The 22,481-nt window shown below is 69.5% G+C and carries 28 protein-coding genes; 19 read left to right on the top strand and 9 right to left on the bottom strand.

The window, feature by feature from the left end; genetic code table 11:
- Positions 1-9 precede the first annotated feature (9 nt).
- Positions 10-1,044 (top strand): ferritin-like domain-containing protein, encoded by a 1,035-nt coding sequence (locus tag D9601_RS01760; protein WP_198352216.1) that lies wholly within the window; start codon positions 10-12, stop codon positions 1,042-1,044.
- Here D9601_RS01760 and D9601_RS01765 read toward each other — a convergent pair.
- The gene (locus D9601_RS01765) at positions 1,025-1,288 is read right to left on the bottom strand and encodes a hypothetical protein (RefSeq protein ID WP_198352217.1); all 264 of its coding nucleotides are present in this window, start codon (positions 1,286-1,288) and stop codon (positions 1,025-1,027) included. The two genes, D9601_RS01760 and D9601_RS01765, sit on opposite strands and share 20 nt — an antisense overlap.
- 64 nt (positions 1,289-1,352) lie before the next feature.
- Positions 1,353-1,745, bottom strand: a complete 393-nt coding sequence (locus D9601_RS01770; protein WP_198352218.1) for a DUF4163 domain-containing protein — start codon at positions 1,743-1,745, stop codon at positions 1,353-1,355.
- A 93-nt stretch (positions 1,746-1,838) separates the two neighbouring features.
- Between D9601_RS01770 and D9601_RS01775 the strand changes: the two genes are divergently transcribed.
- The 6 genes from D9601_RS01775 to D9601_RS01800 all read left to right on the top strand — a co-directional run bounded on the left by D9601_RS01775 (position 1,839) and on the right by D9601_RS01800 (position 5,718).
- On the top strand, positions 1,839-3,539 hold the full coding sequence (locus D9601_RS01775; protein ID WP_198352219.1) for an amidohydrolase: 1,701 nt from the start codon (positions 1,839-1,841) through the stop codon (positions 3,537-3,539).
- Between the two features lie 24 nt (positions 3,540-3,563).
- On the top strand, positions 3,564-4,457 hold the full coding sequence (locus D9601_RS01780; RefSeq protein WP_198352220.1) for a bestrophin family protein: 894 nt from the start codon (positions 3,564-3,566) through the stop codon (positions 4,455-4,457).
- Between the two features lie 122 nt (positions 4,458-4,579).
- The gene (locus tag D9601_RS01785; RefSeq protein ID WP_198352221.1) at positions 4,580-4,756 is read left to right on the top strand and encodes a hypothetical protein; all 177 of its coding nucleotides are present in this window, start codon (positions 4,580-4,582) and stop codon (positions 4,754-4,756) included.
- A complete protein-coding gene (locus D9601_RS01790; RefSeq protein ID WP_198352222.1) occupies positions 4,753-5,007 on the top strand; it encodes an MbcA/ParS/Xre antitoxin family protein in 255 nt (84 codons plus the stop codon). Before D9601_RS01785 ends, D9601_RS01790 begins: the two co-directional genes overlap by 4 nt.
- On the top strand, positions 5,004-5,216 hold the full coding sequence (locus tag D9601_RS01795; protein WP_198352223.1) for a hypothetical protein: 213 nt from the start codon (positions 5,004-5,006) through the stop codon (positions 5,214-5,216). Before D9601_RS01790 ends, D9601_RS01795 begins: the two co-directional genes overlap by 4 nt.
- A gap of 85 nt (positions 5,217-5,301) precedes the next feature.
- Positions 5,302-5,718 carry a hypothetical protein gene (locus tag D9601_RS01800; protein WP_232473774.1) on the top strand — a complete coding sequence of 139 codons (417 nt, stop codon included), beginning with the start codon at positions 5,302-5,304 and terminating at the stop codon, positions 5,716-5,718.
- A 30-nt stretch (positions 5,719-5,748) separates the two neighbouring features.
- On the opposite strand, the gene ctrA is transcribed toward D9601_RS01800, so the two are convergent.
- The 3 genes from ctrA to D9601_RS01815 form a co-directional block, all read right to left on the bottom strand.
- On the bottom strand, positions 5,749-6,444 hold the full coding sequence (ctrA, locus tag D9601_RS01805; RefSeq protein WP_198352225.1) for a response regulator transcription factor CtrA: 696 nt from the start codon (positions 6,442-6,444) through the stop codon (positions 5,749-5,751).
- A 123-nt stretch (positions 6,445-6,567) separates the two neighbouring features.
- Positions 6,568-7,689: an AI-2E family transporter gene (locus tag D9601_RS01810; RefSeq protein WP_198352226.1), complete on the bottom strand. Its 1,122-nt coding sequence runs from the start codon at positions 7,687-7,689 to the stop codon at positions 6,568-6,570.
- A gap of 118 nt (positions 7,690-7,807) precedes the next feature.
- Positions 7,808-8,716 (bottom strand): LysR family transcriptional regulator, encoded by a 909-nt coding sequence (locus D9601_RS01815; protein ID WP_198352227.1) that lies wholly within the window; start codon positions 8,714-8,716, stop codon positions 7,808-7,810.
- Between the two features lie 153 nt (positions 8,717-8,869).
- Here D9601_RS01815 and wrbA point away from each other — a divergent pair, with 153 nt between their 5' ends.
- Positions 8,870-9,472, top strand: a complete 603-nt coding sequence (gene wrbA / locus D9601_RS01820; protein ID WP_198352228.1) for an NAD(P)H:quinone oxidoreductase — start codon at positions 8,870-8,872, stop codon at positions 9,470-9,472.
- Positions 9,473-9,621: 149 nt separating this feature from the next.
- Here the strand turns inward: wrbA and D9601_RS01825 are convergent, their stop codons facing one another.
- A complete protein-coding gene (locus tag D9601_RS01825) occupies positions 9,622-10,368 on the bottom strand; it encodes a M15 family metallopeptidase (RefSeq protein WP_198352229.1) in 747 nt (248 codons plus the stop codon).
- Positions 10,369-10,419: 51 nt separating this feature from the next.
- Between D9601_RS01825 and D9601_RS01830 the strand changes: the two genes are divergently transcribed.
- The 5 genes from D9601_RS01830 (at position 10,420) to D9601_RS01850 (ending at position 14,959) form a co-directional block, all read left to right on the top strand.
- Positions 10,420-11,064 (top strand): RluA family pseudouridine synthase, encoded by a 645-nt coding sequence (locus tag D9601_RS01830; protein WP_198352230.1) that lies wholly within the window; start codon positions 10,420-10,422, stop codon positions 11,062-11,064.
- A gap of 22 nt (positions 11,065-11,086) precedes the next feature.
- Positions 11,087-11,485 carry an alternative ribosome rescue aminoacyl-tRNA hydrolase ArfB gene (gene arfB, locus D9601_RS01835; RefSeq protein WP_198352231.1) on the top strand — a complete coding sequence of 133 codons (399 nt, stop codon included), beginning with the start codon at positions 11,087-11,089 and terminating at the stop codon, positions 11,483-11,485.
- 45 nt (positions 11,486-11,530) lie between these two features.
- Entirely contained in the window at positions 11,531-12,013 is a 483-nt protein-coding gene (locus D9601_RS01840; protein ID WP_198352232.1) for a GAF domain-containing protein, read from the top strand.
- A 117-nt stretch (positions 12,014-12,130) separates the two neighbouring features.
- A complete protein-coding gene (locus tag D9601_RS01845) occupies positions 12,131-13,162 on the top strand; it encodes an RcnB family protein (RefSeq protein WP_232473775.1) in 1,032 nt (343 codons plus the stop codon).
- Between the two features lie 252 nt (positions 13,163-13,414).
- Positions 13,415-14,959, top strand: a complete 1,545-nt coding sequence (locus D9601_RS01850) for a DUF389 domain-containing protein (RefSeq protein WP_198352233.1) — start codon at positions 13,415-13,417, stop codon at positions 14,957-14,959.
- 4 nt (positions 14,960-14,963) lie between these two features.
- On the opposite strand, the gene D9601_RS01855 is transcribed toward D9601_RS01850, so the two are convergent.
- Genes D9601_RS01855 through D9601_RS01865 form a run of 3 tightly spaced genes read right to left on the bottom strand, consistent with a single transcriptional unit; the run spans position 14,964 to position 17,002 of the window.
- Entirely contained in the window at positions 14,964-16,244 is a 1,281-nt protein-coding gene (locus D9601_RS01855) for a M20/M25/M40 family metallo-hydrolase (protein WP_198352234.1), read from the bottom strand.
- A gap of 56 nt (positions 16,245-16,300) precedes the next feature.
- The gene (locus D9601_RS01860) at positions 16,301-16,486 is read right to left on the bottom strand and encodes a hypothetical protein (protein WP_198352235.1); all 186 of its coding nucleotides are present in this window, start codon (positions 16,484-16,486) and stop codon (positions 16,301-16,303) included.
- 60 nt (positions 16,487-16,546) lie between these two features.
- Positions 16,547-17,002: a universal stress protein gene (locus D9601_RS01865; RefSeq protein ID WP_198352236.1), complete on the bottom strand. Its 456-nt coding sequence runs from the start codon at positions 17,000-17,002 to the stop codon at positions 16,547-16,549.
- Positions 17,003-17,121: 119 nt separating this feature from the next.
- On the opposite strand from D9601_RS01865, the gene D9601_RS01870 reads away from it, so the two are divergent.
- The 6 genes from D9601_RS01870 (at position 17,122) to D9601_RS01895 (ending at position 22,440) form a co-directional block, all read left to right on the top strand.
- Positions 17,122-18,477 (top strand): pyruvate dehydrogenase complex dihydrolipoamide acetyltransferase, encoded by a 1,356-nt coding sequence (locus tag D9601_RS01870; RefSeq protein WP_198352237.1) that lies wholly within the window; start codon positions 17,122-17,124, stop codon positions 18,475-18,477.
- A gap of 20 nt (positions 18,478-18,497) precedes the next feature.
- Positions 18,498-18,692 carry a hypothetical protein gene (locus D9601_RS01875; RefSeq protein WP_198352238.1) on the top strand — a complete coding sequence of 65 codons (195 nt, stop codon included), beginning with the start codon at positions 18,498-18,500 and terminating at the stop codon, positions 18,690-18,692.
- A gap of 1 nt (position 18,693) precedes the next feature.
- Positions 18,694-19,089: an acyl-CoA thioesterase gene (locus D9601_RS01880; protein ID WP_198352239.1), complete on the top strand. Its 396-nt coding sequence runs from the start codon at positions 18,694-18,696 to the stop codon at positions 19,087-19,089.
- A gap of 34 nt (positions 19,090-19,123) precedes the next feature.
- Positions 19,124-20,518 (top strand): dihydrolipoyl dehydrogenase, encoded by a 1,395-nt coding sequence (lpdA, locus tag D9601_RS01885; protein ID WP_198352240.1) that lies wholly within the window; start codon positions 19,124-19,126, stop codon positions 20,516-20,518.
- 108 nt (positions 20,519-20,626) lie between these two features.
- A complete protein-coding gene (locus D9601_RS01890; protein ID WP_198352241.1) occupies positions 20,627-22,027 on the top strand; it encodes a hypothetical protein in 1,401 nt (466 codons plus the stop codon).
- Between the two features lie 59 nt (positions 22,028-22,086).
- Positions 22,087-22,440, top strand: a complete 354-nt coding sequence (locus D9601_RS01895) for a DUF3140 domain-containing protein (protein WP_198352242.1) — start codon at positions 22,087-22,089, stop codon at positions 22,438-22,440.
- Positions 22,441-22,481: the final 41 nt, after the last annotated feature.

A 22,481-nucleotide genomic window follows, 5' to 3' on the forward strand; every position in this document is an offset into this window, starting at 1 on the left:
GGAGGGGGAATGATGACCATGCACGATCAGGCGCCGGCCGGCAGTCGCCGGCATTTCCTGCGGCTCATGGGAGGGGCCTCGCTGACGGCGGGCGGCTTGACGCTGCTGTCGGCGTGCAACGACGGCATCGTCGGCGCGGAAAGCGTACCGTCGCCGACCGCTTCGGCGACGGCGGTCAGCGCGCCGCCGACCTATACGGCGACAGACCCCGACCGGCTCAATTTTGCCCTGCAGATCCATTATTTGTTGGCGAATTACCTCAAAATCTCGCTCGATGGCGTGGCGCTGCCGGCGGCGTTGACGACGGGCAGCGGCACGCTGGGGCAGGTGTCGGGCGGGCGCGCGATCGGGTTCACCGACACCAGGCTGATCGCCGCGGTCCGCGAGGCGACGTCGGCAGTGGTGGCGCGCGTTGCCTTTCTCCGTCAGTCGCTTGGCAATGCCGTGACGGCGCAGCCGGCGATCAATTTCGCGATCGGGCAGGGGAGCCCGTTCCAAGCATTCGCCGTGCCGACCAGCGCCACGCCGCCAACCAGCTTTTACGATCCGTTCGCGTCGGAGAACGACTTCCTGCTCGGGGCGATCGGCCTGTCCGCCGTCGTGACCAGCGCGATGGACGAACTTGCGTGGCAGATGGACGTCAGCGTCCGCAAGACCTTCGGACCGCTGACCGCCGGCGTGGCAGCGACGGACGGGCTGTTGCGGAACGTCCTCTTCGCCCGGGCGACGGCCGAGGCGCTGGCGAAGGTCACGGGCCCCACCACCATATTCGCCCGTGCCTATTCGATGGCCGTCGCGCGTAACCCGTTCGATGGTCCTGGCGGTCGCGACCAAAGCCTGGGTTCGGCGAGCATCGACAAGAAGGGCAACGTCACCGTCTATCCCAATCTCGACATCACCGACGGCACCAATTGGTGCGCGATCCGGCGCTCGCCCGAACAGGCATTGGGCATCTTCTACACCTCTGCGCTGTCGGTGGCGTCCGGCGGCTTCTTTCCGGGGGGAATCAACGGGACGATCAGGGTCAGCGGCGCCAACAGCTGAGCGGTGGGCGGGGCGGCGGTGATCCGCCGCCCCGTCGCGTCGCGCGGACCTCAGCCGATGGCGAAGGCGGCCCGGTATGCCGGTTGACCGTGGCGAGGAGGCCGGCGGTCACCGGCAGGTCGATCTCGTAGCGGCCCTCCTCATAGGATCCGGCGACATAGGGGTCGGCGACCAGCCCCGTCCGGTCGATGTGCCGGCGATCGGTCGAGCCGAGCAGCAGCCCAGATCCTTGAACGCCGGGCATCGTGCGAACGGATCGTCCGCCCCGCCGCCGGTCGCGGCGCCGAGCCGGCGCGTCCGTTCCACCTTCAATCGCCGGCAATAGCCGGTGCGGACCGCCGCTCGAGCGCAGCGGGCGCGGCGAACAATGCAATCGGCGCGAGCCGCTGGCGCGACGCTTTGTCCCAGACCAAGGTCGCCGTCGCCGAATACGCGTGCGCGCCGCCGGTGTATTCGTAGGATTGCGTCGACAGGCTGAGCAGCCGCGGCGTATCGGTTACGGCCTTCCAGACCTTCTGTGTCTCGAACCGGCGGAAAGGAAAGCCATTGCGCGTCGCATTGATGCGCTCGGCGGCCGCGCCGCGCGCCGCGCGCAGTGCACAGGCGCAGCCGCGCCTTGTCAGCGTCCATCCACCGGCGCAGCATCGGTATGCGTGCCGCGACGACCGGTGGATCTTGGCGAAGCGGCAATCGCCGACCATCGGCGCCGGTGCCGCAGCGGCGATCGCGATCAGTCGGCCAAACGGGATGGCTGACCTCTCGCCAATCGCGTGTCGCCGCCATATGGCAGGCGCATGTCCGAACCCGCAACTCGGCGCACTGCCCGCCGTTCCGCCGCCGCCATCCTCGCCTGTTTCGGCCTGCTGCCCGGCGCGGCGGCGGCTGACGCGATCGTCGACAACGTCAACGGCATGGCGCTCGACGCGCAGCAGCATGTCGTCCGCTTCCGCGCGATCATCGTCGATGCGAAGGGGCGCGTCGTGCGGCTCGTGCCGCTCGGCGAGAAGACGCCGGAGCCGACCAAGAAGAACCCCGGGCCGCGCTATGCATGGCGTGCGGACATGAAGGGGCGGGTCGTCGTGCCGGGCATGTTCGACGCGCACGGCCATGTCATGGAGCAAGGTTTCCGCACGCTCGAGCTTGACCTGTCCGGCGCCCGCAGCCTGGCGGAGGCGCAGGCGCGTATCGGCGCCTATGTTCAGGGCAATCCGGACCGGCGCTGGATTCTCGGCGGCGGCTGGAACCAGGAAAGCTGGGGCCTCGGCCGCTTCCCCACCGCGGCCGAACTCGATCAGGTGACGGGCGACCACCCGGTGTGGTTGGAGCGTGCCGATGGCCATGCCGCCTGGGCCAATAGCGCCGCAATGAAGGCCGCGGGCATCACGGCACAGACGGTGTCGCCGGCGGGCGGGCGGATCGAGAAGGCCGGCGGCCGGCCGACCGGCGTGTTCGTCGATGCGGCGATGGAGCTGGTGCGGAAGGTGGTGCCGGCGCCGCTCGCCAAGGATCGTAACGCCGCCTTCCTGCGCGCGCAGGACTTGCTGCTCGGCTATGGCGTCACCGCGGTCGCCGACATGGGCAGCAGCCTCGACGACTGGATGACCTATCGCCGGATGGGCGACAAGGGTTCGCTGCGCGTCCGCATCGTCAGCTACGGCATGGGCGTCGACACCACGCTGATGATCGGCGGCACCGGGCCGACGCCGTGGCTGTACGACGGCCGGTTGAAGCTGGCCGGGGTCAAGCTCTATGCCGATGGCGCGCTCGGCTCGCGCGGGGCCTGGCTGAAACAGCCCTATGCCGATGCGCCCGGCCAGTCCGGCGCGGGCTTCATGTCCGACACGCTGATCCGCAACCTGATGAGCCGCGCGGCGATGGACAATTATCAGGTCGCCGTGCACGCGATCGGCGACGCCGCCAATGCGCAGGTGCTCGGCGCCATTGAGGAACTGTCCGATACCTACAAGGGCGACCGCCGCTGGCGGATCGAGCATACGCAGATCGTCGCGCCGGCCGACCTGCCGCGTTTCGGCCGCAACGGCATCGTCGCCTCGATGCAGCCGGTGCACGAGACCAGCGACCGGCTGATGGCGGAGGCGCGGCTGGGGCCGCAGCGGCTGGCCGGCGCCTATGCCTGGGCGTCGATGCTGAAGAACGGCGCCCACCTCGCCTTCGGATCGGACTTTCCGGTCGAGAAGCCGGATCCCTGGGCCGGCTGGGCCGCCGCCTTCACCCGCCAGGGACCGGACGGCGAGCCCGCTGACGGCTGGCAGCCGCAGGAGCGCATCACCCGGGAGCAGGCATGGTGGGCCTATACCGGCGGTGCGGCCTATGCGGCCTTCGCCGAAAAGGATTTCGGCTCGCTGCAGCCGGGGCAGTTGGCCGATTTCATCGTCCTCGACCGCGATCCGCTCGCCGCCTCGCCGGCGGATCTGCGCGCGACCAAGGTGCTGGAAACCTGGATCGGCGCGCAGAAGGTCTGGGAACGCAAGTAACCGCGGGGGCGGGGAGGGGGCCGCATGATCGTCCGCAATGCGCCGCGCTTTGCCGACGTGCTGTTCGCGATGCGTGGTTCGATCTTGCCACGAATCGCCGGGCGACTGGCCTTCATCGGGGCGCTGTCGATCGGCGCCGTGCTGCTGGTCGGCGCGCGGCCGGCGATGGTCGGGCATCTGTCGGCAATGCCGTTTACCTTGCTCGGCCTCTCGCTGTCGATCTTCATGAGCTTCCGCAACACCGCTTGTTACGACCGGTGGTGGGAGGGGCGTCGGCTGTGGGGCCAGCTGGTGATCGCGGCGCGTAGCTTCGCCCGCCAGACCGCGACATTGCCCATCGCAGAGCGCGCGCCGATGCTCGAGATGGTGTGCGGCTTCGCCGGCGGGCTGGGCGCGCGGCTGCGCGATCGCGACGAGGCGGCGGCGATCCGCCCCTGGTGGCCCGGTTTGCCCGACGGCCTGCCCAATCCAACGGACGCCGTGCTACGCGAGGTCGGGCGGCGCTGCCTGTCGCTGGTCGAGTCCGGCATTATCGATCCGATCCGCTATTCGGTGCTGGAGGGTACGCTGACCGAACTCGCGCATGTCCAGGGCGGCTGCGAGCGCATCACGACGACGCCGCTGCCGTTCAGCTATTCGCTGCTGCTGCATCGCATCGTCTATCTGTTCTGCTGCCTGTTACCGTTCGCGCTCGCTCCCGAACTCGGCTGGTGGGTGCCGCTGCCGACCTTGGTCATCGCTTATGCCTTCTTCGGCCTCGACGCCCTGGGTGACGAATTGTCGGATCCGTTCGGCGACGACGACAACGACCTGCCGCTCGACGCGCTGGTCCGCACCGTCGAGCGTGATCTGCTGGCCGCGACGGGCCGACACGACCTGCCGCCGGCGATCCAGCCCGAAGGTTTCGTGCTACGCTGACGGACGGGGTGGCGGATGTGCCGTTTGATCCCTATATAACACATATCGCGATCAAATCGTCCTGTAGGCGATCGTGACTGAGAGACCGAGTGTGCTCCCGCTTACGGAACGGGAGACCTGTCATGGGCCTCAACTATCTTCTCCATCGCCATCAGGTCGCGCTGATGATGGCCGACGCCGCCGCCAGCGTCGAGGCGCGCCTCTGCCACCGCCAGCTCGCCCGCGGCTATGCCCGCCGGATCGAGACGATGACGCAGGTCGCGCGCGGCAATGCCACCCCACAGGTGCCCCTGGCATGAGCGACACGCCCCGTCAGACGCAGCGCTTTCGACCGGTGCAGCCGCGCGTCAAGCTCGACGATGGCCAGAAGCGGCGGCAGGCGGTCGTCGCGGACGCAGCATGGCGCGCCTTCCGCGACCGTGACCGGGTCATCGCCTTCCTCAACACGCCGGACGACGCGCTCGGCGGCCGGCCGATCGATCTGGCGATCGACGGCGAGCCGGGGCTCGCTGCCGTCATCGCCGAACTCGATCGGAGCGACGGTCGGTGAGCGACGCCCCGTCCAAATCCGCTGCCTTCTACCGCCATCAGGCGGCGGAACAGCATCGTGCCGCCGGCGAAGCGGTGCTCGAGAACGTCCGCGAGCGCTGCAGTCGTGCCGCCGCCTCTTGGGAAGCGATGGCGGCCCGCGCCGATCTTGCCGAGCGGCGCCGTGAGTCGCAGCGCACCCCGCCGGTGATCGTCGAGCGGCCGCGATGATGCGGCGGGCGACGTCCTGATCGACCGTCGTTATCAGACGCTGACGCGGGCGGCGGGGTTTCTCGCCGACGGCGGGCCGCGCCTGTTGCCCGGCGGCGGCCGACCGTCGCCGCGCGCCGCGGAGGTGCGCCGGCGCTACATCGCCAATTGTCTGGGGGAGCTCGACCGCTTCCTGCACCTGCTGATCGACGAGGCGACGGGCCATGCCCCGGCCGTCACGGTCCAGCGCAACATGGCGAACAAGATCGCGCCCTTTTCGCAAGGCACCGACCAGCGGCGATTGCGCGCACTTGGCCGTACCCGTGCCTGCCTGATCCACACCGGCGGGGTCGTGTCGCGCGCCGACGAACGCGACGGGCGCTGGATGACGGCGGGCTGGTATTGCCCGGTGTCCGAGGATCTGCAGACCTTCCCGCTCGGCGCGGAGTTGCGGCCGGCGGGGCGGGAGTTGGCCGACATCGGCCTGTTTTACCGGATGCTGGCCGACCGGATCGTCGCCTGAGCCTCCGCCGGGTGGCGGGGGCCGCAGGCGTTACGCAACCGCCGTGATTTCCTCGGGTTCGCGCAGCACATAGCCGCGGCCCCACACCGTCTCGATATAATTGTCGCCTTCGCAGGCCAGGCTGAGCTTCTTGCGCAGCTTGCAGATGAAGACGTCGATGATCTTCAGTTCCGGCTCATCCATCCCGCCATACAGGTGGTTGAGGAACATTTCCTTGGTCAGCGTGGTGCCCTTGCGGAGCGAGAGCAGCTCCAGCATCGCATATTCCTTGCCGGTCAGGTGCACGCGGGCGCCGTCGACCTCGACCGTCTTGGCGTCGAGATTGACCGCCAGCTTGCCGGTGCGGATGACGCTCTGCGAATGGCCCTTCGACCGGCGCACCACGGCGTGGATGCGCGCGACCAGCTCCTCACGGTGGAAGGGTTTGGTGACGTAATCGTCGGCACCGAAGCCGAAGCTGCGGACCTTCGAATCCATCTCGTTGACGCCCGACAGGATCAGCACCGGCGTCTGAACCCGCGCGACGCGCAGCTTCTTCAGCACGTCATAGCCGTGCATGTCCGGCAGATTGAGGTCGAGAAGGATGATGTCGTAGTCGTAGAGCTTGCCGAGGTCCAAGCCCTCCTCGCCCAGGTCGGTGGTGTAGACGTTGAAACCTTCCGTCCCGAGCATCAGCTCGATAGCCTTGGCCGTCGTCGGCTCGTCCTCGATCAGCAGCACCCGCATCGCGTCGTCCCCTGTTGGCGCGGACGGGCACACCCTGCTGTGCCCGGACGGCCCGGATTCATTAACCAAATCACCTCTGAACGACAAAGGTTAATTTGCGCTTAAAAGGGATTAAGCGGCTGATTACCGCGCGTCGGACGCGGCTTGTTCTCCGTCGGGGTCGATTGGGGTAAGATCGGGGCCGAGCAACGTCTGATGCCGGCTGCGGGGAATGTCTTCGCCCAGCACCTCACGCAGGTACAGGCTGCGCACTAGCGTGAAGATCACGACGAGCAACGCGGCGGAAAAGAACAGGCCGAAGATGCCGAAGATGACGCCGATGCCGATGATGGCGAAGACGGTGATCGCCGGCGGGATCGAGATGACCCGCGCCTGGACGTAGGGGGTGATGAAGTTGGTCTGGATCAGCCGCACCACGGCATAGGTGGCAAGCGCGCCGATCAGCGGCCCGGTGCCCTGAGTCGCGGCCAGGCCGAGCGCGGGCACCATCGCCGCGGTCGGGCCGATATAGGGGATGAATTCGCTCAAGCCCGCCAGCAGGCCGAGCGCGGCGGCGGAGGGCACGCCGCTGATCCACAGGCCGATGCCGATCAGCGTGCCCATGCTGGTCATCAGGATCAGCGAGGATTGCAGCCACAGCCGCAGCGTCGAACCGACGTCGAACAGCGCATCCTCGATCGCCGGCCGCTTCGACGGCGGCATCAGGAACAGGAAGCCGCGCTGGTAGATGCCGGGGTCGGCGGCGAAGAACAGCGCGCCGACCAGCAGCAGGATGCAATTGAGCAGCAGCTCGCCCGCTCCGGTCACCAGGCCGCCGACGTCGCGCGCCGCCTGCGACCCGGCATAGGCCTGCCGCACCGCGTCGACGATCTTGGCACCGACTGGGCTCTGCGACGCCCAGGCGGCGAGCTGGTCGAGTAGCCCCGGCGCGCGGGTGACCAGCACGTTGACCTGTTCGCGGAACTGCACGCCGAACAGCCACACCAGGAAACCGACGATGCCGATCGCGGTGATCATGCCGAGCGGCAGCGCCGCCTTGTCCGGCACCTTCGCCCGCGTCCGCCACAAATCGGCGATGGCGTGGATCGCGATCGCCCCAAGCATCGAGCCGAAGGCCAAGATCAGCAAATTGCCCGCCTTGAACAGCGCGGCGGCGAGCGCGGCGATGATCAGGACATAGAGGACGCGCCGGATGAATCGCGCATCGCTCTCGTCGGGCGCGAGGCGGGCCTTGGGCGGGCTCATGCGGCGCGCGCGGGACGAACGAGGGGACGGATCGGCATCCCGTGCTTAATGAGCGATGGTCCGTTTTGCTCCCCATTCCTGGCCAGGTGCGAAATGCTGCCTGGCACGGGGAGCAGTGTCACGCCCCCGCCGCCTCGCACGGATCGCGCAGGCGGGCGGAGAGGAAGGCGATCAGCGCCTCGACCCGCGCCGGGCGCAAGGCGCTGGGCGGCGTCAGCAGATGCAGCCCGATCGGTCCGGGCGCCCAATCCTCCAGCACTTCGACCACCGCGCCGCTGGCGACATGCGGCCCGATGATGAAGCCGGGCAGGCGGGCTATGCCCAGCCCCGCGACCAGGGTCGGCACCAGCGCCTCGCCCGAGTTGGCGGCGAGCGGCCCTTCCTGGCGGACGGTCACCTCCGCCTTGCCGGGCGCGCGGAAACGCCACGGGCCGGTGACGTTGGAATAGCCGAGCAGCCGGTGCCCGGCGAGATCGCTGGGATGCGCCGGCGTGCCGTGTTGCGCGAGATAGGAGGGCGCCGCGACGGTGTGGACGCGGATGCCGCACAGCCGCCGCGCCCGCAGGCTCGAATCGGGCAGGTCGGCGATGCGCAGTGCGACGTCAAATCCTTCCGCGACGATGTCGATCTTGGCGTCCGAACAATGCAGGTCGATCTCCACCCCCGGATGCGCGGCGAGGAATTCCGGCAGGATCGGCGCGACGTTGGAGATGCCGAAGCTCATCGGTGCGGCGAGCCGGACGCGCCCGGTCGGCGCGCTGGCGCCGTCGCGCGCCGTCTCCTCCGCGGCGCGCGCCTCGGCGAGGATCCGCGCGGCATGTTCAGCGAGCGGCTTGCCCGCCTCGGTCAGCGCGAGCCGGCGCGAGGTGCGGTGGAACAGCGACTGGCCCAGCTTCGCCTCGAGCCGCGAGATCGCCTTGGACACGGTCGCCTTGCTCAGCCCGATCGCCTCGGCCGCGGCGCTGAACGAGCGATGCTCCGCCACCGCGGCAAAGATCGCCCAGGCCTCCAGATCGGGTAATCGCATCAGCCGCCCTCTTCGTGACGCGGCGTATCCCGAGAAACGATAGGTTTCCAGCGTTTCCGTTTACGCGCTGCCGGCCCGTCGCCATCTTTGGTGCCGCACTGAACCTATTCCCCGCCGCCCGGTTCTGGGCGGGCAGCCTTTGCGGAGTTGAGCATGACCAAGGTCCTCGTCCTGTATTATTCGTCCTACGGCCATATCGAGCAGATGGCCGATGCCGTCGCCGAAGGCGCCCGTGCCGGCGGCGCCGAGGTCGACATCCGCCGCGTCGCCGAGACCGCGCCGGCCGAGGTGATCGCGGCGGCCCATTTCAAGACCGACACCGCGCATCCCGAGATCGAAGGGCCGGACGCGCTGACCCAATATGACGCGATCATCGTCGGCGCGCCGACCCGCTATGGCCGCATGCCCAGCCAGATGGCGGCCTTCTGGGACACGACCGGCGGCGTGTGGATGCGCGGCGGCCTGGTCGGCAAGGTCGGCGGCGCCTTCACCTCCACCGCCAGCCAGCATGGCGGGCAAGAGACGACGCTGTTCTCGATCATCACCAATCTGCTCCACCACGGCATGACGATCGTCGGCCTGGACTATGGCTATCAGGGCCAGATGGGCGTCAAGGAAGTGCATGGCGGCACGCCCTATGGCGCCTCGACGCTCGCCGACGGCGACGGCAGCCGCCAGCCGAGCCAGGTCGACCTCGACGGCGCCCGCTATCAGGGCAAGCGCATCGCCGAGACCGCGGCGAAGCTGTTCGGCTAAGGCCATTCCCCTCCCGCTTGCGGGATGGGCACATCCAACTCCCCTCCCGCTTGCGGGAGGGGTTGGGGGAGGGCGGTCGCGGCGGTCGTCATTCTCACGACCCCGCTTTTCTTCCCTCCCCTGACCCCTTCCGCAAAGCGGGAGGCGGATCAGCGCCGCCGTTTCGTTGTCCTGGGCGCCACCCACGTCGGCACCCGCACGAAGGCGACCGGCAACACCCCGTCGATCACCCGCAGCGGATCGACCGCCGGCTGCGCCGGGAACAGGTCCCGCGCCTTGCCGAACAGGAAGCGCGCCCGGGCGGCCCCCGGCGCCGCCGCGCGCGTCCCCACCCAGCGCCAGTGCCACGGTTCCCACTTCACCTGCTGGCGGTTGCCGCCGGGGAAGGACAATTCGAAGCCGTAGCGCGGTGCGTTGCGGACCAGCCAGCGCGCCGCCGGCGTCGCCGCCATACATGCCTCCGCGTCGGGGCAGCCGTTGGCCGGCCGGACCGCGAAATCGACGACATAGCCGGTGGCATGTTCGCTATGCCCCGGCGGCGCGACGGAGATCGCGCGCTCCGCCGCCGCATTGGGATGCTCGCGGCAGAACACCTCCGCCTGCGACACGATCGAGCGGTGGCACGACAGACCGCGCAGCGTCCCCATCACCGCCGGGTCGCCCGCCGCCGCGGCGAGCAGCCGGCTCAGGTCGGGCAGCATATCGCGGTGGACCAGGCAGCGATTGAGCGCGAAGCCGGCGGGCGCCGGGACGAGGTCGCCCGGCGCGACGTCGCCATAGGGGAGATGGCCGTAGACCCGCCCCGGATCGCTCATGCTCGATCGCGCGGCGGGACAGATATCGGCCAGCGCCGGCGTCGCCAGCGCGAGCAGCGGAAGGATCAGGGCGGCACGCATCGCGCCGCCGCCTCTGGCGCGAAGCGGCATCCGGTGGCAAGGGCCGATACCATGCACGGCGACAGGGTCCTCTTCATCGACGGCGAAGCGTTGGTCATCGACAAGCCCGCCGGGCTGCCCGTCGATCGCCCCCGCGACGGCAGTCTCAGCCTCGAAAACCATCTGGAATCACTGCGCTTCGGCTTCCAGCGCTGGCCGCAGCCGGTGCATCGGCTCGACCGCGACACCAGCGGCTGCCTGCTGCTGTCGCGCAACCCCAAGGCGCAGGCGCGCTTCCAGCAGGCGTTCGAGCAGGGACTGGTCGAGAAACGCTATCTCGCCATCCTCGACGGCGTTCCGGAGGGAGAGGGCGGCACGATCGACGTGCCGCTCGGCAAGGTGTCGACGCTGGAGCAGGGCTGGCGGATGGTCGCCGATCCGAAGGGCAAGGCGGCGCGCACCGACTGGCGGCTGGTCGCCGTCCGCGACGGCCGTGCCCTGGTCGAATTCCGGCCGGCGACCGGGCGCACCCACCAGATCCGCGTCCATGCCGCGACGGGTCTCGGCGTGGCCGTCGTCGGCGACCCGGTCTACGGCCGTGGCGAGCCGGGTGGCATGATGCTCCACGCCGCGGCGCTGACCGTGCCGCGCGCGAACAAGGACCCGATCGTCGCGGAGGCGCCGCTGCCCGCGCGGTTCGGCGACTGGCCGCTATGATCGCCGCAGGCGAGCGCTTATCGTGATCCAGGTGCCGGAAGACGCGATCGAGGAACGCTTCCTGGCCGCGTCCGGCCCCGGTGGCCAGAACGTCAACAAGGTCGCCACCGCCTGCCAGTTACGCTGCGACGTCTTCCGGCTCGGCCTGCATCCCGAAAGCTACCGCCGGCTGAAGCTGCTCGCCGGCAGCCGGCTGTCGGCCAGCGGCCAATTGGTCATCACCGCGCGCCGCTACCGTACGCAGGAGGCGAACCGCGCCGATGCGCGCGAGCGGCTCGCCGAATTGCTCGCCAAGGCGGAGGAGCGCGAGGCGCGCCGGGTAAAGACCAAGCCGTCGCGCGCCGCCAAGGCGAAGCGGGTCGATGCCAAGAAAGGCCGCAGCGCGGTCAAGGCTGGCCGCGGCAAGGTGCGCCTCGACTGACGACGGGCCTTCCGGCCCGCGCCGAACCGCCCTACATCGTGCGCCATGTACCAGTTCGACATCCAGGCCGGCAGCAAGGCCGATCTCTATCACGACCTACACGCCGCGCTCGACGCCCTGACCGCTGGTGAGCCGGACGGCATCGCCAACATGGCCAATGCCGCGGCGCTGATCTGGCAATATCTGCCGGATCTCAATTGGGCGGGCTTCTACCGCAACGTCGCCGACGAACTCGTGCTCGGGCCGTTCCAGGGCAAGGCGGCGTGCATCCGCATCCCGTTCGGCAAGGGGGTTTGCGGCACCGCCGCCGCCACGCGCACGCCGCAGGTGGTCGCCGACGTCCACGCCTTCCCCGGCCATATCGCCTGCGACGCAGCGAGCCGCTCCGAACTGGTCGTGCCGATCGTCCACGACGGCCGCCTGATCGGCGTGCTAGACCTCGACAGCCCGCAGGCCGACCGCTTCGATGGCGAGGATGAAGCCGGCTGCGTCGCGCTGATGACGCTGCTCGCGCCGCGCCTGGTGTGATCCTAATCGGGACACAGGCCATGCTTCCGGGACCGGGGTCGCCTTGGTAAGCAACCTGTTAAGTAGATCGGCGTTGCGCAACCGTAACGTCGAGTCGCCGACAGGAGGACAAGGGGAATGCGCAAGGTCATGCTGGCGGGCGCCGTGCTCGCACTGGTCGCCGCAGATGGAGCCGATGCCCAGCAGCGCGTCGTGATGCACGGCCCGGCGCCGCAGGTCGGCGGTGGCTATGCGCGCCCCGGCTTCGCGCCGCGTCCGGGCTATCAGGGACGCTGGGGCAGCAAGGTCGGCGGCCATTGGTGGGGCGGGGTCAATGCTCCCGGCGGTTGGAATGCCTATCGCCGCCCGGTGCGCGGCTGGACGCTGCCCCGCTATTGGGTCGCTCCCCGCTTCTATGTCAGCGACTGGTCGACCTATGGCCTGGTGCAGCCGCCGCAGGGCTATACCTGGGTCCGCTATTATGACGATGCGGTGCTCGTCGACGGACGCGGCTCGGTCTACGACAGCGTCTCCGACGTCGACTGGGACCAGTACGACGGCGCCTATGCCGATGATCGCGGCGTCTATGCCGACAGCCGCGACGCTTATTACCAGCGCCGCGACAGCGGCGTCGGCGGCGCGGTCGCCGGTGCGGTGGTCGGCGGTGTCGCCGGCAACGTCATCGCCGGGCGCGGCAACCGCCTGGGCGGCACGCTGGTCGGGGCCGGCGTCGGCGCCGCGGCCGGTTATGCGATCGACCGGGCCGGCGATCGCCGTCGCGACGGCTATGGCGCCGACTATGGCCGCCCCGGTCGGGTGCCGGTAGCGCCGGACTATCCGCCGCCGCCGCCCGCCGACTACGCACCGCCGCCACCGCCGCCGCCGGTCTACGCCCCGCCAGCGCCGGTGGTGCAGCCGCTGCCCGGGCCGGGCTGGCGTTCCGCCGATGGCCGGACGACGGTGACCACGACCAGCGGCGCCGGCTATGCGAGCGGCGGCTATTATTATCCTGGTGCGACGACCACCACGGTTGTCGTGCAGACCCAGCCGGTGGTCACCACCACGACCACCGAGATCTACGAGGACGCCGTCACCTACACGCGCCGCGCGCCGCTGCGCACCAAGACCAAGCGCGTCTGGCGCCCCGCGCCGAAATGCTATTGCCGCTGAGGCGATAGCGATCCGGGTTGGCCGCAAGGCCCGATGCCGTCCCGCATGAACTCCCGCGGGGCGGCATCGCTTTTTAAGGGCCGGGCGGGGGCGGCCTGATGCAGGTGAACCGAAGCCGCGCTCCCTTCGTCCTGCCCGCGCTTGACCCGGTGGCGCCCGTCCGGTCGGACCGGGGGCCGTGATCAAGGCCCGGCAGTTCCGCCGGGTCGCCGGTGCGGCTCACCGCGCCGACGCCCCAGCCGGAGACCGCCGATGTCCGCCACCACAGCCCCAAACCACGGTCGCGTCCGCCGCTGGTGGTCGCATTGGGCGACCGGCGGCGTCGACCATGATGCAGTGCTGCGCCAGATCGCCGAGGACAGCGGTTGGTCCGGTCGTTACGCCTTCCTGATCGTCATCTCGGCGGCGATCTCGCTGCTCGGCCTGCTGATGCCGTCGGTGGCGGTGCTGATCGGTGCGATGCTGCTGTCGCCGCTGATGATGCCGATCATCGGCCTGGGGTTCGCGATCGCGACCGTCGACCCGCGCGAGATGCGCCGCGCCGCCACCGCGCTGATCGCCGGCGCCCTGCTCGCGATCGCCCTGTCGGTGGTTTGCGTCGCGCTGTCGCCGATCCAGACGATCACCAGCGAGATCGCCGCCCGCACCCGGCCGACGCTATTCGACCTGCTCGTCGCATTGCTGTCCGCGATCGCCGGCGGCTATGCGCTGATCCGCGGGCGGGGCGGCACGGTGGTCGGCGTCGCCATCGCGATCGCGTTGATGCCGCCGCTGGTCGTCGTCGGCTTCGGCATCGCGACGCTCAACTGGACGGTGTTCGCCGGCTCGCTGCTGCTGTTCGTCACCAATGCGATCACCATCGCGCTGACCGCCGCACTGGTCGCGCGCGTCTACGGCTTCGGCGCGCATCTGTCGCCGCAACATACCGGCTGGCAGCTCGTGCTGTTCGTCGTCGCCGTCGGCCTGCTCGCGGTGCCGCTCGGCGCAGCGCTGCGCCAGATCGCGTTCGAGGCGGTGGCCCAGCGTCAGGTGCGCGAGACGATCAGCGATCGCTTTCCCGACGCCTCGCGCCTCGGCCAGCTCGACATCGACTATGATGCGCAGCCGATCCGCATCCGCGCGGTGGTGCTGACGCCACGGCTCGATCCCGCCGCCGACCGGGTCCTGGCTGCGGACCTGCGCGCGCGGCTCGACCGGCCGATCGACGTCCACGTCGATCAATTGCGCGTCGCGCCGGAGGACAATGGCGTCGAGGCGGCGCAGATCGCCCGCGCCAGCAGCACTGCCGCGACCCGCGATGCCGATCGCCAGCGCCGCGCGATCGCCGATCTTGCCCTCGTCGCCGGTGTCGATGCCGCCAGCGTCCGCGCCGACGCCGGCGCGCGGACGCTGGCCGCGACGACGGCGGCGCTGCCCGGACTGACGCTGGCGGGGTATCGGGCGATCGAGGCGCGGGCCGCAGCCGCCCTTCCGCAATGGACGGTGCGGCTCGCCCCGCCGGCGGAGGTCGCGCCCCCGGCCGTGCCGATCGTCGCGGGGGTCGTCGACGATGAAGCGCTGGGCAACGCGGCGTGGAGTTCGGCACGGCGCGGTCAGGCGCTGCTGGTCGACGGCGGCAGTGCCGTGCAGCGCGAGGCGGTCGCCACCGCGATCGCCCGGCGGGGCGGCGCGGCGACGGCCGGCACCGCGGGTGGCGCGTTGCGGTTGCGTTGGAGCGACGAGGCACCCGCCGCGGCCGGTGCATCACCGCCCGATCGGGACCGGACCGACCCCGGAAGCGGGGCGGGCGGGCGTTGAGCGATCAGCGCCGCACGGCCCGACCGCCGAACGTCACCAGGCTCTCCGCCCCGTCCGCCGCCACGGCCGCCACGCCGATGAAGGTGTCGTCGACCGGCACCTGCTTCAGCACGGTCTGCGTTCCGGTGACGTCGCGCGATACGCGCCACGTCGCGCTGTCGTTGGGCCGCCAGCGCACACGATAGCGCGCCGCGCCCGGCACCGCCGGCCACGACACCTGCGTGTCGCGCGACAGGTCGCCCGACAGCGTTACGCTGGCCGGTGCGGCGGGGGCGGCGGCCAGGCGGGCGAGGGTGGCGACGTTGATCGCGGTCACCTTGGCCAGATAGGCGAAGTCCATCCGGTCGATCGTGTCGCCGTAAACCACGCCCTTATCGGTGCGCAGGTCCTGATGCTGGGCGTCCCAATTCTCCGCGCCGACCGAGAAGCGCACCGCGGGATAGCCGCGCTTCAGGAACGGTTCGTGATCACCGCCGCGGCCGAATCGGTCCGGCCGCCGTTCGATCACGACGTCGAGCCCGCCGGGGATCGTGCCGGCGATGCCATCGATCGCCTTGGCCAGCGCGCGGCTGGGGCCGTCATCTTCCCCGCCGTCGCCGCGCCGGCGCATCGCCTGCGCCAGATCTTCGGAGGCGCGAATGCCCTCGGAAAAGACGCGGACGCGGCCGGCATCGACCACGCCGCCCTGGCCGATCGTGTTGCCGACGATGTCGTTGTTGAGCATCGCGCTGACCTGCCAGCCGCGCTGCTGCGCCGTATCCGCGAGCAATTCCGACCCCCACAGGCCCTGTTCCTCGGCAGAGAAGGCGACATAGACGATCGTCGCATCGAACTTCCGCTGTGACAGCAGTCGGGCGGCCTCCAGCACAAGGGCGACGCCCGAGGCATCGTCATTGGCGCCGGGCGCGTCATGAGTCGCATCCATGACGTCGGTGACGCGGCTGTCGATATGGCCGCCGACGATGACGACACGATTGGGGTCACGGCCCGGCTGGATGCCCAGCACGTCCTCGACCACGACGCCGTTTGGCGCGCGCGGCCCGTCGAAGCGGCGGCTGATCCGCTCGACCTTGATGCAGCCGCCGCAGGCGCGCGACAGCACCTCGAACCGCTGCGCCGCCCAGCTCCGCGCCGCGCCGATGCCGCGCTTGGGATCGGTCGCTGACGACAGCGTATGGCGGGTCCCGAACCCGACCAGCGTGGCGACATCGGCCTTCAGCCTTGTGACGCTGGGTTGTTGGGAAGAGGCGGAAGCGGCCGCGGCCGCAAGCAGGAGAGGAAGCATGCCGACAGTGTGGCGGCGAAGTGCGCCGTCCTCAAGCAGCGATCGCCGTTATCCCATCAATGCGGCCGCACGCAGTCCTGCACCATGTGTCGGTCGAGCTGATCAATCACTCCGCAAACGTTGGCGGCGGCGATGGTCTCGCCCAGATTGTCGAGCAATACCAACGTCTCGCTCAGCATCGCAATGGCGCGCATTAAATCGAGATCAAGCGTGGCGTTTCGGTGCATGACGATCGTATTCATAATACATATTGGCCAGACGCGCAAGTCGAATCGCCAATTAATTGGTCTGGCCAAATTGCCCTAGCTCAGTCGGTCGATCGCCTCTGCATCCAACGATCCGGGCACGATCATGATCGGCACCGCTAGCGTGCCGGCGTCCGTGCCCGTGAAATGGCTGACCAGCTTTCCCGGCGCGCCGCTCGCGGCAGCGCCGAGCACCAAGGCCGCGATGTTGGGGTCAGCCGCGATGATCTCGCGGATGATCTTCGGGCCCTCGCCGTCGCGCACCGTGATCGCCGGCTTCAGCCCCGATTCCTGCATCAGCGTGCCCGCCGCTGCCGTGACCAGCCCCTCGGCATGCAGCCGGGCTTCTTCCTCGATCGTCGCCTGGACACCGCCGAAGGCAATGAATTCCTGTGGCGGGATCAACGTCAGTATCTCGACCCCGCCACCGGTCTTGACCGCCCGCCGCGCGGCGAAGCGCAATGCGATCGCCGCTTCCGGACTTTCGTCGACCACCACCAGATAGATGCGCATATTCGCCCCTTTTTCCGCTAGGTGACCCCTGACGCGAGGCAGTGCAAGAGCGACCCTGGGGTTGACCCTGCGGCACGGGGGCGCGAAGGAGCGCGCACTCCCCAGGCAAGAGGACCTGCATGTCGATCGAGATCAAGATGCCCGCGCTGTCGCCGACGATGGAGGAGGGCACCCTCGCCAAATGGCTCGTCAAGGAAGGCGACACCGTCAAGTCCGGCGACATCATGGCCGAGATCGAGACCGACAAGGCGACGATGGAGTTTGAGGCGGTTGATGAAGGGACGATCGCCAAGATCCTCGTTGCCGAGGGCACGGACAACGTGAAGGTGGGCGCTGTGATCGCGATTCTCGCCGAAGAGGGCGAGGATGCGGCCGCGGTGCAGGCGCCGACCAAGTCGGAGACGCCCGAGCCGACCGATCCCGAGTTCAAGGGCCGGCCCAATCCGACCGACCCGAACAAGACCGGCAGCGAGGCGAAGCCCGCCGAGCGCACGCTGACGCAGGCCGAGGACCACGGCCGCCCGGCGACGCAGGACGCGCAGCCCGCATCGGGCGGCCGGATCAAGGCCAGCCCGCTTGCCCGCCGCATCGCCGCCGACAAGGGCATCGACCTTAACGCCGTGTCGGGCACCGGCCCCAACGGTCGCATCGTCAAGGCCGACGTCGAGGGCGCCAAGCCCGGCGCCGCTGCCCCTGCCGCGACCGCACCGGCCGCGACGGATACGGCTGCCGCCGCGGCACCCGCCGCCGCCGCCGCCGCCGCCAAGCCCGCCGCCGTGCCGGACATCCCGCACGAGGTGACCAAACTGTCGAACATGCGCAAGACGATCGCGCGCCGCCTGACCGAATCGAAGCAGACCGTGCCGCACATCTACCTGACGGTGGACGTGCAGCTCGACGCCTTGCTCAAGCTCCGCACCGAGCTCAACGCCAGCCTCGAGAGCCGCGGCGTCAAGCTGTCGGTCAACGACATGCTGGTTAAGGCGCTCGCCGCGGCGCTGATCGCGGTGCCGAAGTGCAACGTCATGTACACGCCGGACCAGCTGATCAGCTTCAAGCGCGCCGACATCTCGGTCGCGGTGTCGACGCCCGCGGGCCTGATCACGCCGATCGTCGTCGGCGCCGACACCAAGAGCCTGTCGACCATCTCGACCGAGGTGAAGGATCTTGCCGCGCGAGCCCGCGACAACAAGCTGAAGCCGGAGGAATTCCAGGGCGGTACCGCCTCGATCAGCAACATGGGCATGTTCGGGATCAAGCAGTTCGAGGCGGTGATCAACCCGCCGCAGGGCATGATCCTGGCGATCGGCGCGGGCGAGAAGCGGCCGTACATCGTCGACGGCCAGCTCGGCATCGCCACCGTGATGTCGGCCACCGGCAGCTTCGATCACCGCGCGATCGACGGTGCCGACGGCGCCGAACTGATGAAGGCGTTCAAGGAGCTGGTCGAGCGTCCGCTCGGCATGCTCGCCTGAACGCAAGCGACGCCGCGCCGATGCGCACCCTGGTCGAACTGTTCCACCTCGTTGCCGGGCTCACCGCCGCCGCGCTGCTGACCGCGGCGGCGGCCTGGGCCTATCCGTTGGGGCGCGAGGTGATCTGGTGGTGCGGCGGGGTGGCGATGGCGGCCACCGCGATGATGGGCATCGGCCCGTTGCGTCGCGCGCGCGCCGCCGATCGGAGACGCTGACATGACCGACCTTCCGCCCGCCCTTCTGCCGCAGGACGCGCCGACGATCCGCGTCTCCGCCATGCCGGCGGATGCCAATGCCTATGGCGACATCTTCGGCGGCTGGCTGATGAGCCTGATGGACTCGGCCGCTGGCCTGGTCGCCGCGCGCCGGGCGAAGGGGCGCGCGGTGACGATCGCGATGGACGGCATGCAATTCCACGCGCCCGTCCATGTCGGCGACGAAGTCTCGGTCTATGCCCGGCTGATCACGGTCGGCCGCACCTCGATGGCGATCGCGGTCGAAAGCTGGGCGCGCGACCGGCATGGCGAGGAGGTGCGCAAGGTGACCGAGGCGCGCTTCACCTTCGTGGCGATCGACGAGGATCGCAAGCCGCGGCCGGTACCGGCCGCCTGAACTTTCCCTATTCCCCAGGTAAGGACCTTTCCGCGTGGCTGACACCTACGATCTCATCATCCTCGGTTCCGGCCCCGGCGGCTATGTCGCGGCGATCCGCGCCAGCCAGCTCGGCATGAAGGTCGCGATCGTCGAGCGCGAGCGGCTGGGCGGCATCTGCCTCAACTGGGGCTGTATCCCGACCAAGGCGCTGCTCCGCACGTCGGAGATCTACCATTACATGACCCATGCCGACGCCTACGGGCTCAAGGCGGACAATGTCGGCTTCGACCTCGGCAAGATCGTCGATCGCAGCCGCAAGGTCGCCGGCCAGCTCAACGCCGGCGTCAAGGGCCTGATGAAGAAGAACAAGGTCACCGTCGTCGAGGGTGTCGGCACGGTCACCGGAAAGGGCAAGCTGTCGGTCAAGCAGGGCGACCAGACCGTCGAGCTCGCCGGCAAGCACATCCTGATCGCGACGGGCGCGCGCGCCCGCGACCTGCCCTTCGCCAAGGCGGACGGCGAGCGTATCTGGACCTATCGCCATGCGATGGTGCCGCAGGTCATGCCGACCAAGCTGCTGGTCATCGGATCGGGCGCGATCGGCGTCGAATTCGCCAGCTTCTACAACGACATGGGCGCGGACGTGACGATCGTCGAGATGCTGCCGCGCATCCTGCCGGTCGAGGATGCCGAGGTCAGCGAGTTCATGACCAAGGCGCTGACCAAGCAGGGCATCAAGATCGTCACCGGCGCCGCGCTGGAGAAGATCGAGACCGGCAAGGACAAGGTGACGGCGTCGATCAAGGGCGCCGACGGCAAGGTCGCGGCCGAGGACTACAGCCACGTCATCGTCGCGATCGGCATCGTCCCCAATACCGAGAACATCGGGCTGGAGGCGCTGGGCGTCGCGACCGACCGCGGCCACATCAAGGTCGACGGCTTCGGCCGCACCAACGTCGAGGGGATCTATGCGATCGGCGACGTCACCGGCGCGCCCTGGCTGGCGCACAAGGCGAGCCACGAGGGCATCGTCTGCGTCGAGAAGATCGCCGGCGAGAACCCGCATCCCTTCGAGACGTGGAATATCCCGGGCTGCACCTACAGCCGGCCGCAGGTCGCCAGCGTCGGCCTGACCGAGGCCAAGGCCAAGGAGGCCGGGCATGAGGTGAAGGTCGGCAAATTCCCCTTCATCGGCAACGGCAAGGCGATCGCGCTCGGCGAGGCGGAGGGCTTCATCAAGACGGTGTTCGACGCCAAGACCGGCGAGCTGCTCGGCGCGCACATGGTCGGCGCAGAAGTCACCGAGCTGATCCAGGGCTATGTCGTCGCCCGCCAGCTCGAGACCACCGAGCATGAGCTGATGGAAACGGTGTTCGCGCATCCGACGCTGTCGGAGATGATGCACGAGAGCGTGCTGAGCGCCTACGGCCGCGCGCTGCACTTCTAGCATGGCGGTCGCACCGCCGGCCCTCACCCTCACGGCGCCGTGCAGAGGGCGCCGCCTCCCGGCAATGGCAGGGGGAAGGGCGAGGGCAGCAGCTGCTAGAATAGAGTGATGATCGACCGCACCGCCCGCCTCGCCATCGGCATGGCGCTGCTGTTCCTGGCCAGCGCCACGCTGTTCTGGCCGGGCTATGTCCAGTACGATAGCCTCGCTCAATATGAGCAGGCGTTGTCGGGCCGCTACGAGGACTGGCACCCGCCGATCATGGCGCATCTGTGGGCGCTGTTCGGCGCGCGTGGCCAGGCGCCGATGATGCTGCTCCAGCTCGCCGGCTATTGGCTCGGCTTCGGCGTCCTGATCGTGGTGCTCGCCGCCCTCGGCTGTCGCGTCGCGGCGCTCGTGCTGCTGGTCGTCGCGCTGTGGCCGCCGTTCCTCGGCTGGCAGCCGGTGGTGCTCAAGGACACGCAGATGCTCGCCGCGCTGCTCGCCGCGACCGGCCTGGTCGCGATGTGGCGGCTGCGCGAGCGGCGGCTACCCGTCGGCGTCTGGATCGTCGTCGCGCTGCTGCTCGGCTATGCCATGCTGGTCCGCGCGAACGCGGTCTTCGCCGTGGTGCCCTTCGTCGTCATGCTGGCGTGGCGCCGGCCGCGGCCGACGCCGCCGATCCGCATCGTGCTCGCCGCCCTGTTGGCGCTGGTCGCCATCCTGGCGGTGATCGGCATCGCCGGTCCGATCAACCATCGCCTGCTTGCCGCCACGCCCAGCGGGGTCGAGCGCACCCAGCCGACCTACGACCTTGCCGGCATCGCCGTGCGCAGCGGCGACCCCGCCACCGGCCTGTCACCGCGGGCGATCGTCGCGTTGCGCCGCAAGGCCTGCGTCCGCCCCTATTTCTGGGACCCGCTCGGCGAGCCGCGCCGCTGCCAAGCGGAGGTCGCGACGCTCGCGATGCTGTCGCCCGGCCAGCTCTATCTGCGCTGGGCGGCCGCCGCGGTGACCCATCCGATCGCCTATGCCGGCCATCGCCTCGCCCATCTCAATTCGACCATGCGCTGGCTGGTGCCGTTCCGCTGGCCCGGCGCGGCGCCGCCGCAGGCGAACGAGCCCAATCGCCTCGGCCTCGCATCGCCGGCCGCGCGCGCGACGCGTTGGCAGACGGTCGCCGCCACGCTGGTCGAAACGCCCTTTGGCTGGCCGATCGTCTGGTTCGTCCTGGCATTGATCCGGCTGCCCGCGGCCTGGCGGCGGGGGGACGGGGCAGGGCGGCTCGCCGCGGCGCTACTCGTCTCGGCGCTCGCGCTGGAGGGCAGCTTCGCCGTGCTCAGCATCGCCTCCGACCTGCGCTACCATCTCTGGCCGATGATCGCGACGGCGATCGCCTGGGTGCTCGTCGGCCGAATCCGCGTCGCCCGGCCGGCGCTGGTGCTGCTCGCGCTGGTCCTGTTCGCCGGCCTGATCGCCCGCGTCGTGCTGCCCGCGCCGCCGCAAACCTATGTCGGGATGTTGGGCTGACCACCGGCAACCGTCCAGCCGGCGAGCGCGTTGCCGCTGCTGGATGACCGGAGCAGATCATGGCCAAGCAAGACGATCACGACGCGATCTACAAGGACTTCGCCGAGGCGGTGAACATGACCCCAGCTACGCTGGAGAAGTTCCTCGACACCGACGACAGCAAGCGGGTCGGCTGGAAGGGCGAGGACGGCAAGGGATCGGGCGAGAGCGTCGGCCATAAGTCCGGCAAGCGGATCGTCGAGATCAAGCACAAGAAGAAGGCCGACCTTACCGACGACGATTATGCGCACATGAAGAAGGTGACGTCCTACGTCCACCGGCACCTGGCGCAGGGCGGGCCGAAGGACGACGTCGAGCACAGCGACTGGCGCTATTCCCTGATGAACTGGGGGCACGATCCGCTGAAGGATTAAGCCCGGTCGACCGGATGGACCGGTCGAGGCGGGGTCGCGTG

Origin of the sequence: Sphingomonas sp. MA1305, from assembly GCF_016107325.1 — a bacterium.
In the GTDB taxonomy this organism is placed as follows: Bacteria; Pseudomonadota; Alphaproteobacteria; order Sphingomonadales; family Sphingomonadaceae; genus Sphingomonas.

Coding starts and splice junctions, on each gene's coding strand:
- D9601_RS01760 (WP_198352216.1), top strand. CDS start 10: ATGATGACCATGCACGATCAGGCGCCGGCCGGCAGTCGCCGGCATTTC.
- D9601_RS01765 (WP_198352217.1), bottom strand. CDS start 1,288: ATGCCCGGCGTTCAAGGATCTGGGCTGCTGCTCGGCTCGACCGATCGC.
- D9601_RS01770 (WP_198352218.1), bottom strand. CDS start 1,745: ATGGTCGGCGATTGCCGCTTCGCCAAGATCCACCGGTCGTCGCGGCAC.
- D9601_RS01775 (WP_198352219.1), top strand. CDS start 1,839: ATGTCCGAACCCGCAACTCGGCGCACTGCCCGCCGTTCCGCCGCCGCC.
- D9601_RS01780 (WP_198352220.1), top strand. CDS start 3,564: ATGATCGTCCGCAATGCGCCGCGCTTTGCCGACGTGCTGTTCGCGATG.
- D9601_RS01785 (WP_198352221.1), top strand. CDS start 4,580: ATGGGCCTCAACTATCTTCTCCATCGCCATCAGGTCGCGCTGATGATG.
- D9601_RS01790 (WP_198352222.1), top strand. CDS start 4,753: ATGAGCGACACGCCCCGTCAGACGCAGCGCTTTCGACCGGTGCAGCCG.
- ctrA (WP_198352225.1), bottom strand. CDS start 6,444: ATGCGGGTGCTGCTGATCGAGGACGAGCCGACGACGGCCAAGGCTATC.
- D9601_RS01810 (WP_198352226.1), bottom strand. CDS start 7,689: ATGAGCCCGCCCAAGGCCCGCCTCGCGCCCGACGAGAGCGATGCGCGA.
- D9601_RS01815 (WP_198352227.1), bottom strand. CDS start 8,716: ATGCGATTACCCGATCTGGAGGCCTGGGCGATCTTTGCCGCGGTGGCG.
- wrbA (WP_198352228.1), top strand. CDS start 8,870: ATGACCAAGGTCCTCGTCCTGTATTATTCGTCCTACGGCCATATCGAG.
- D9601_RS01825 (WP_198352229.1), bottom strand. CDS start 10,368: ATGCGTGCCGCCCTGATCCTTCCGCTGCTCGCGCTGGCGACGCCGGCG.
- D9601_RS01830 (WP_198352230.1), top strand. CDS start 10,420: ATGCACGGCGACAGGGTCCTCTTCATCGACGGCGAAGCGTTGGTCATC.
- D9601_RS01840 (WP_198352232.1), top strand. CDS start 11,531: ATGTACCAGTTCGACATCCAGGCCGGCAGCAAGGCCGATCTCTATCAC.
- D9601_RS01845 (WP_232473775.1), top strand. CDS start 12,131: ATGCGCAAGGTCATGCTGGCGGGCGCCGTGCTCGCACTGGTCGCCGCA.
- D9601_RS01850 (WP_198352233.1), top strand. CDS start 13,415: ATGTCCGCCACCACAGCCCCAAACCACGGTCGCGTCCGCCGCTGGTGG.
- D9601_RS01855 (WP_198352234.1), bottom strand. CDS start 16,244: ATGCTTCCTCTCCTGCTTGCGGCCGCGGCCGCTTCCGCCTCTTCCCAA.
- D9601_RS01860 (WP_198352235.1), bottom strand. CDS start 16,486: ATGAATACGATCGTCATGCACCGAAACGCCACGCTTGATCTCGATTTA.
- D9601_RS01865 (WP_198352236.1), bottom strand. CDS start 17,002: ATGCGCATCTATCTGGTGGTGGTCGACGAAAGTCCGGAAGCGGCGATC.
- D9601_RS01870 (WP_198352237.1), top strand. CDS start 17,122: ATGTCGATCGAGATCAAGATGCCCGCGCTGTCGCCGACGATGGAGGAG.
- D9601_RS01875 (WP_198352238.1), top strand. CDS start 18,498: ATGCGCACCCTGGTCGAACTGTTCCACCTCGTTGCCGGGCTCACCGCC.
- D9601_RS01880 (WP_198352239.1), top strand. CDS start 18,694: ATGACCGACCTTCCGCCCGCCCTTCTGCCGCAGGACGCGCCGACGATC.
- D9601_RS01890 (WP_198352241.1), top strand. CDS start 20,627: ATGATCGACCGCACCGCCCGCCTCGCCATCGGCATGGCGCTGCTGTTC.
- D9601_RS01895 (WP_198352242.1), top strand. CDS start 22,087: ATGGCCAAGCAAGACGATCACGACGCGATCTACAAGGACTTCGCCGAG.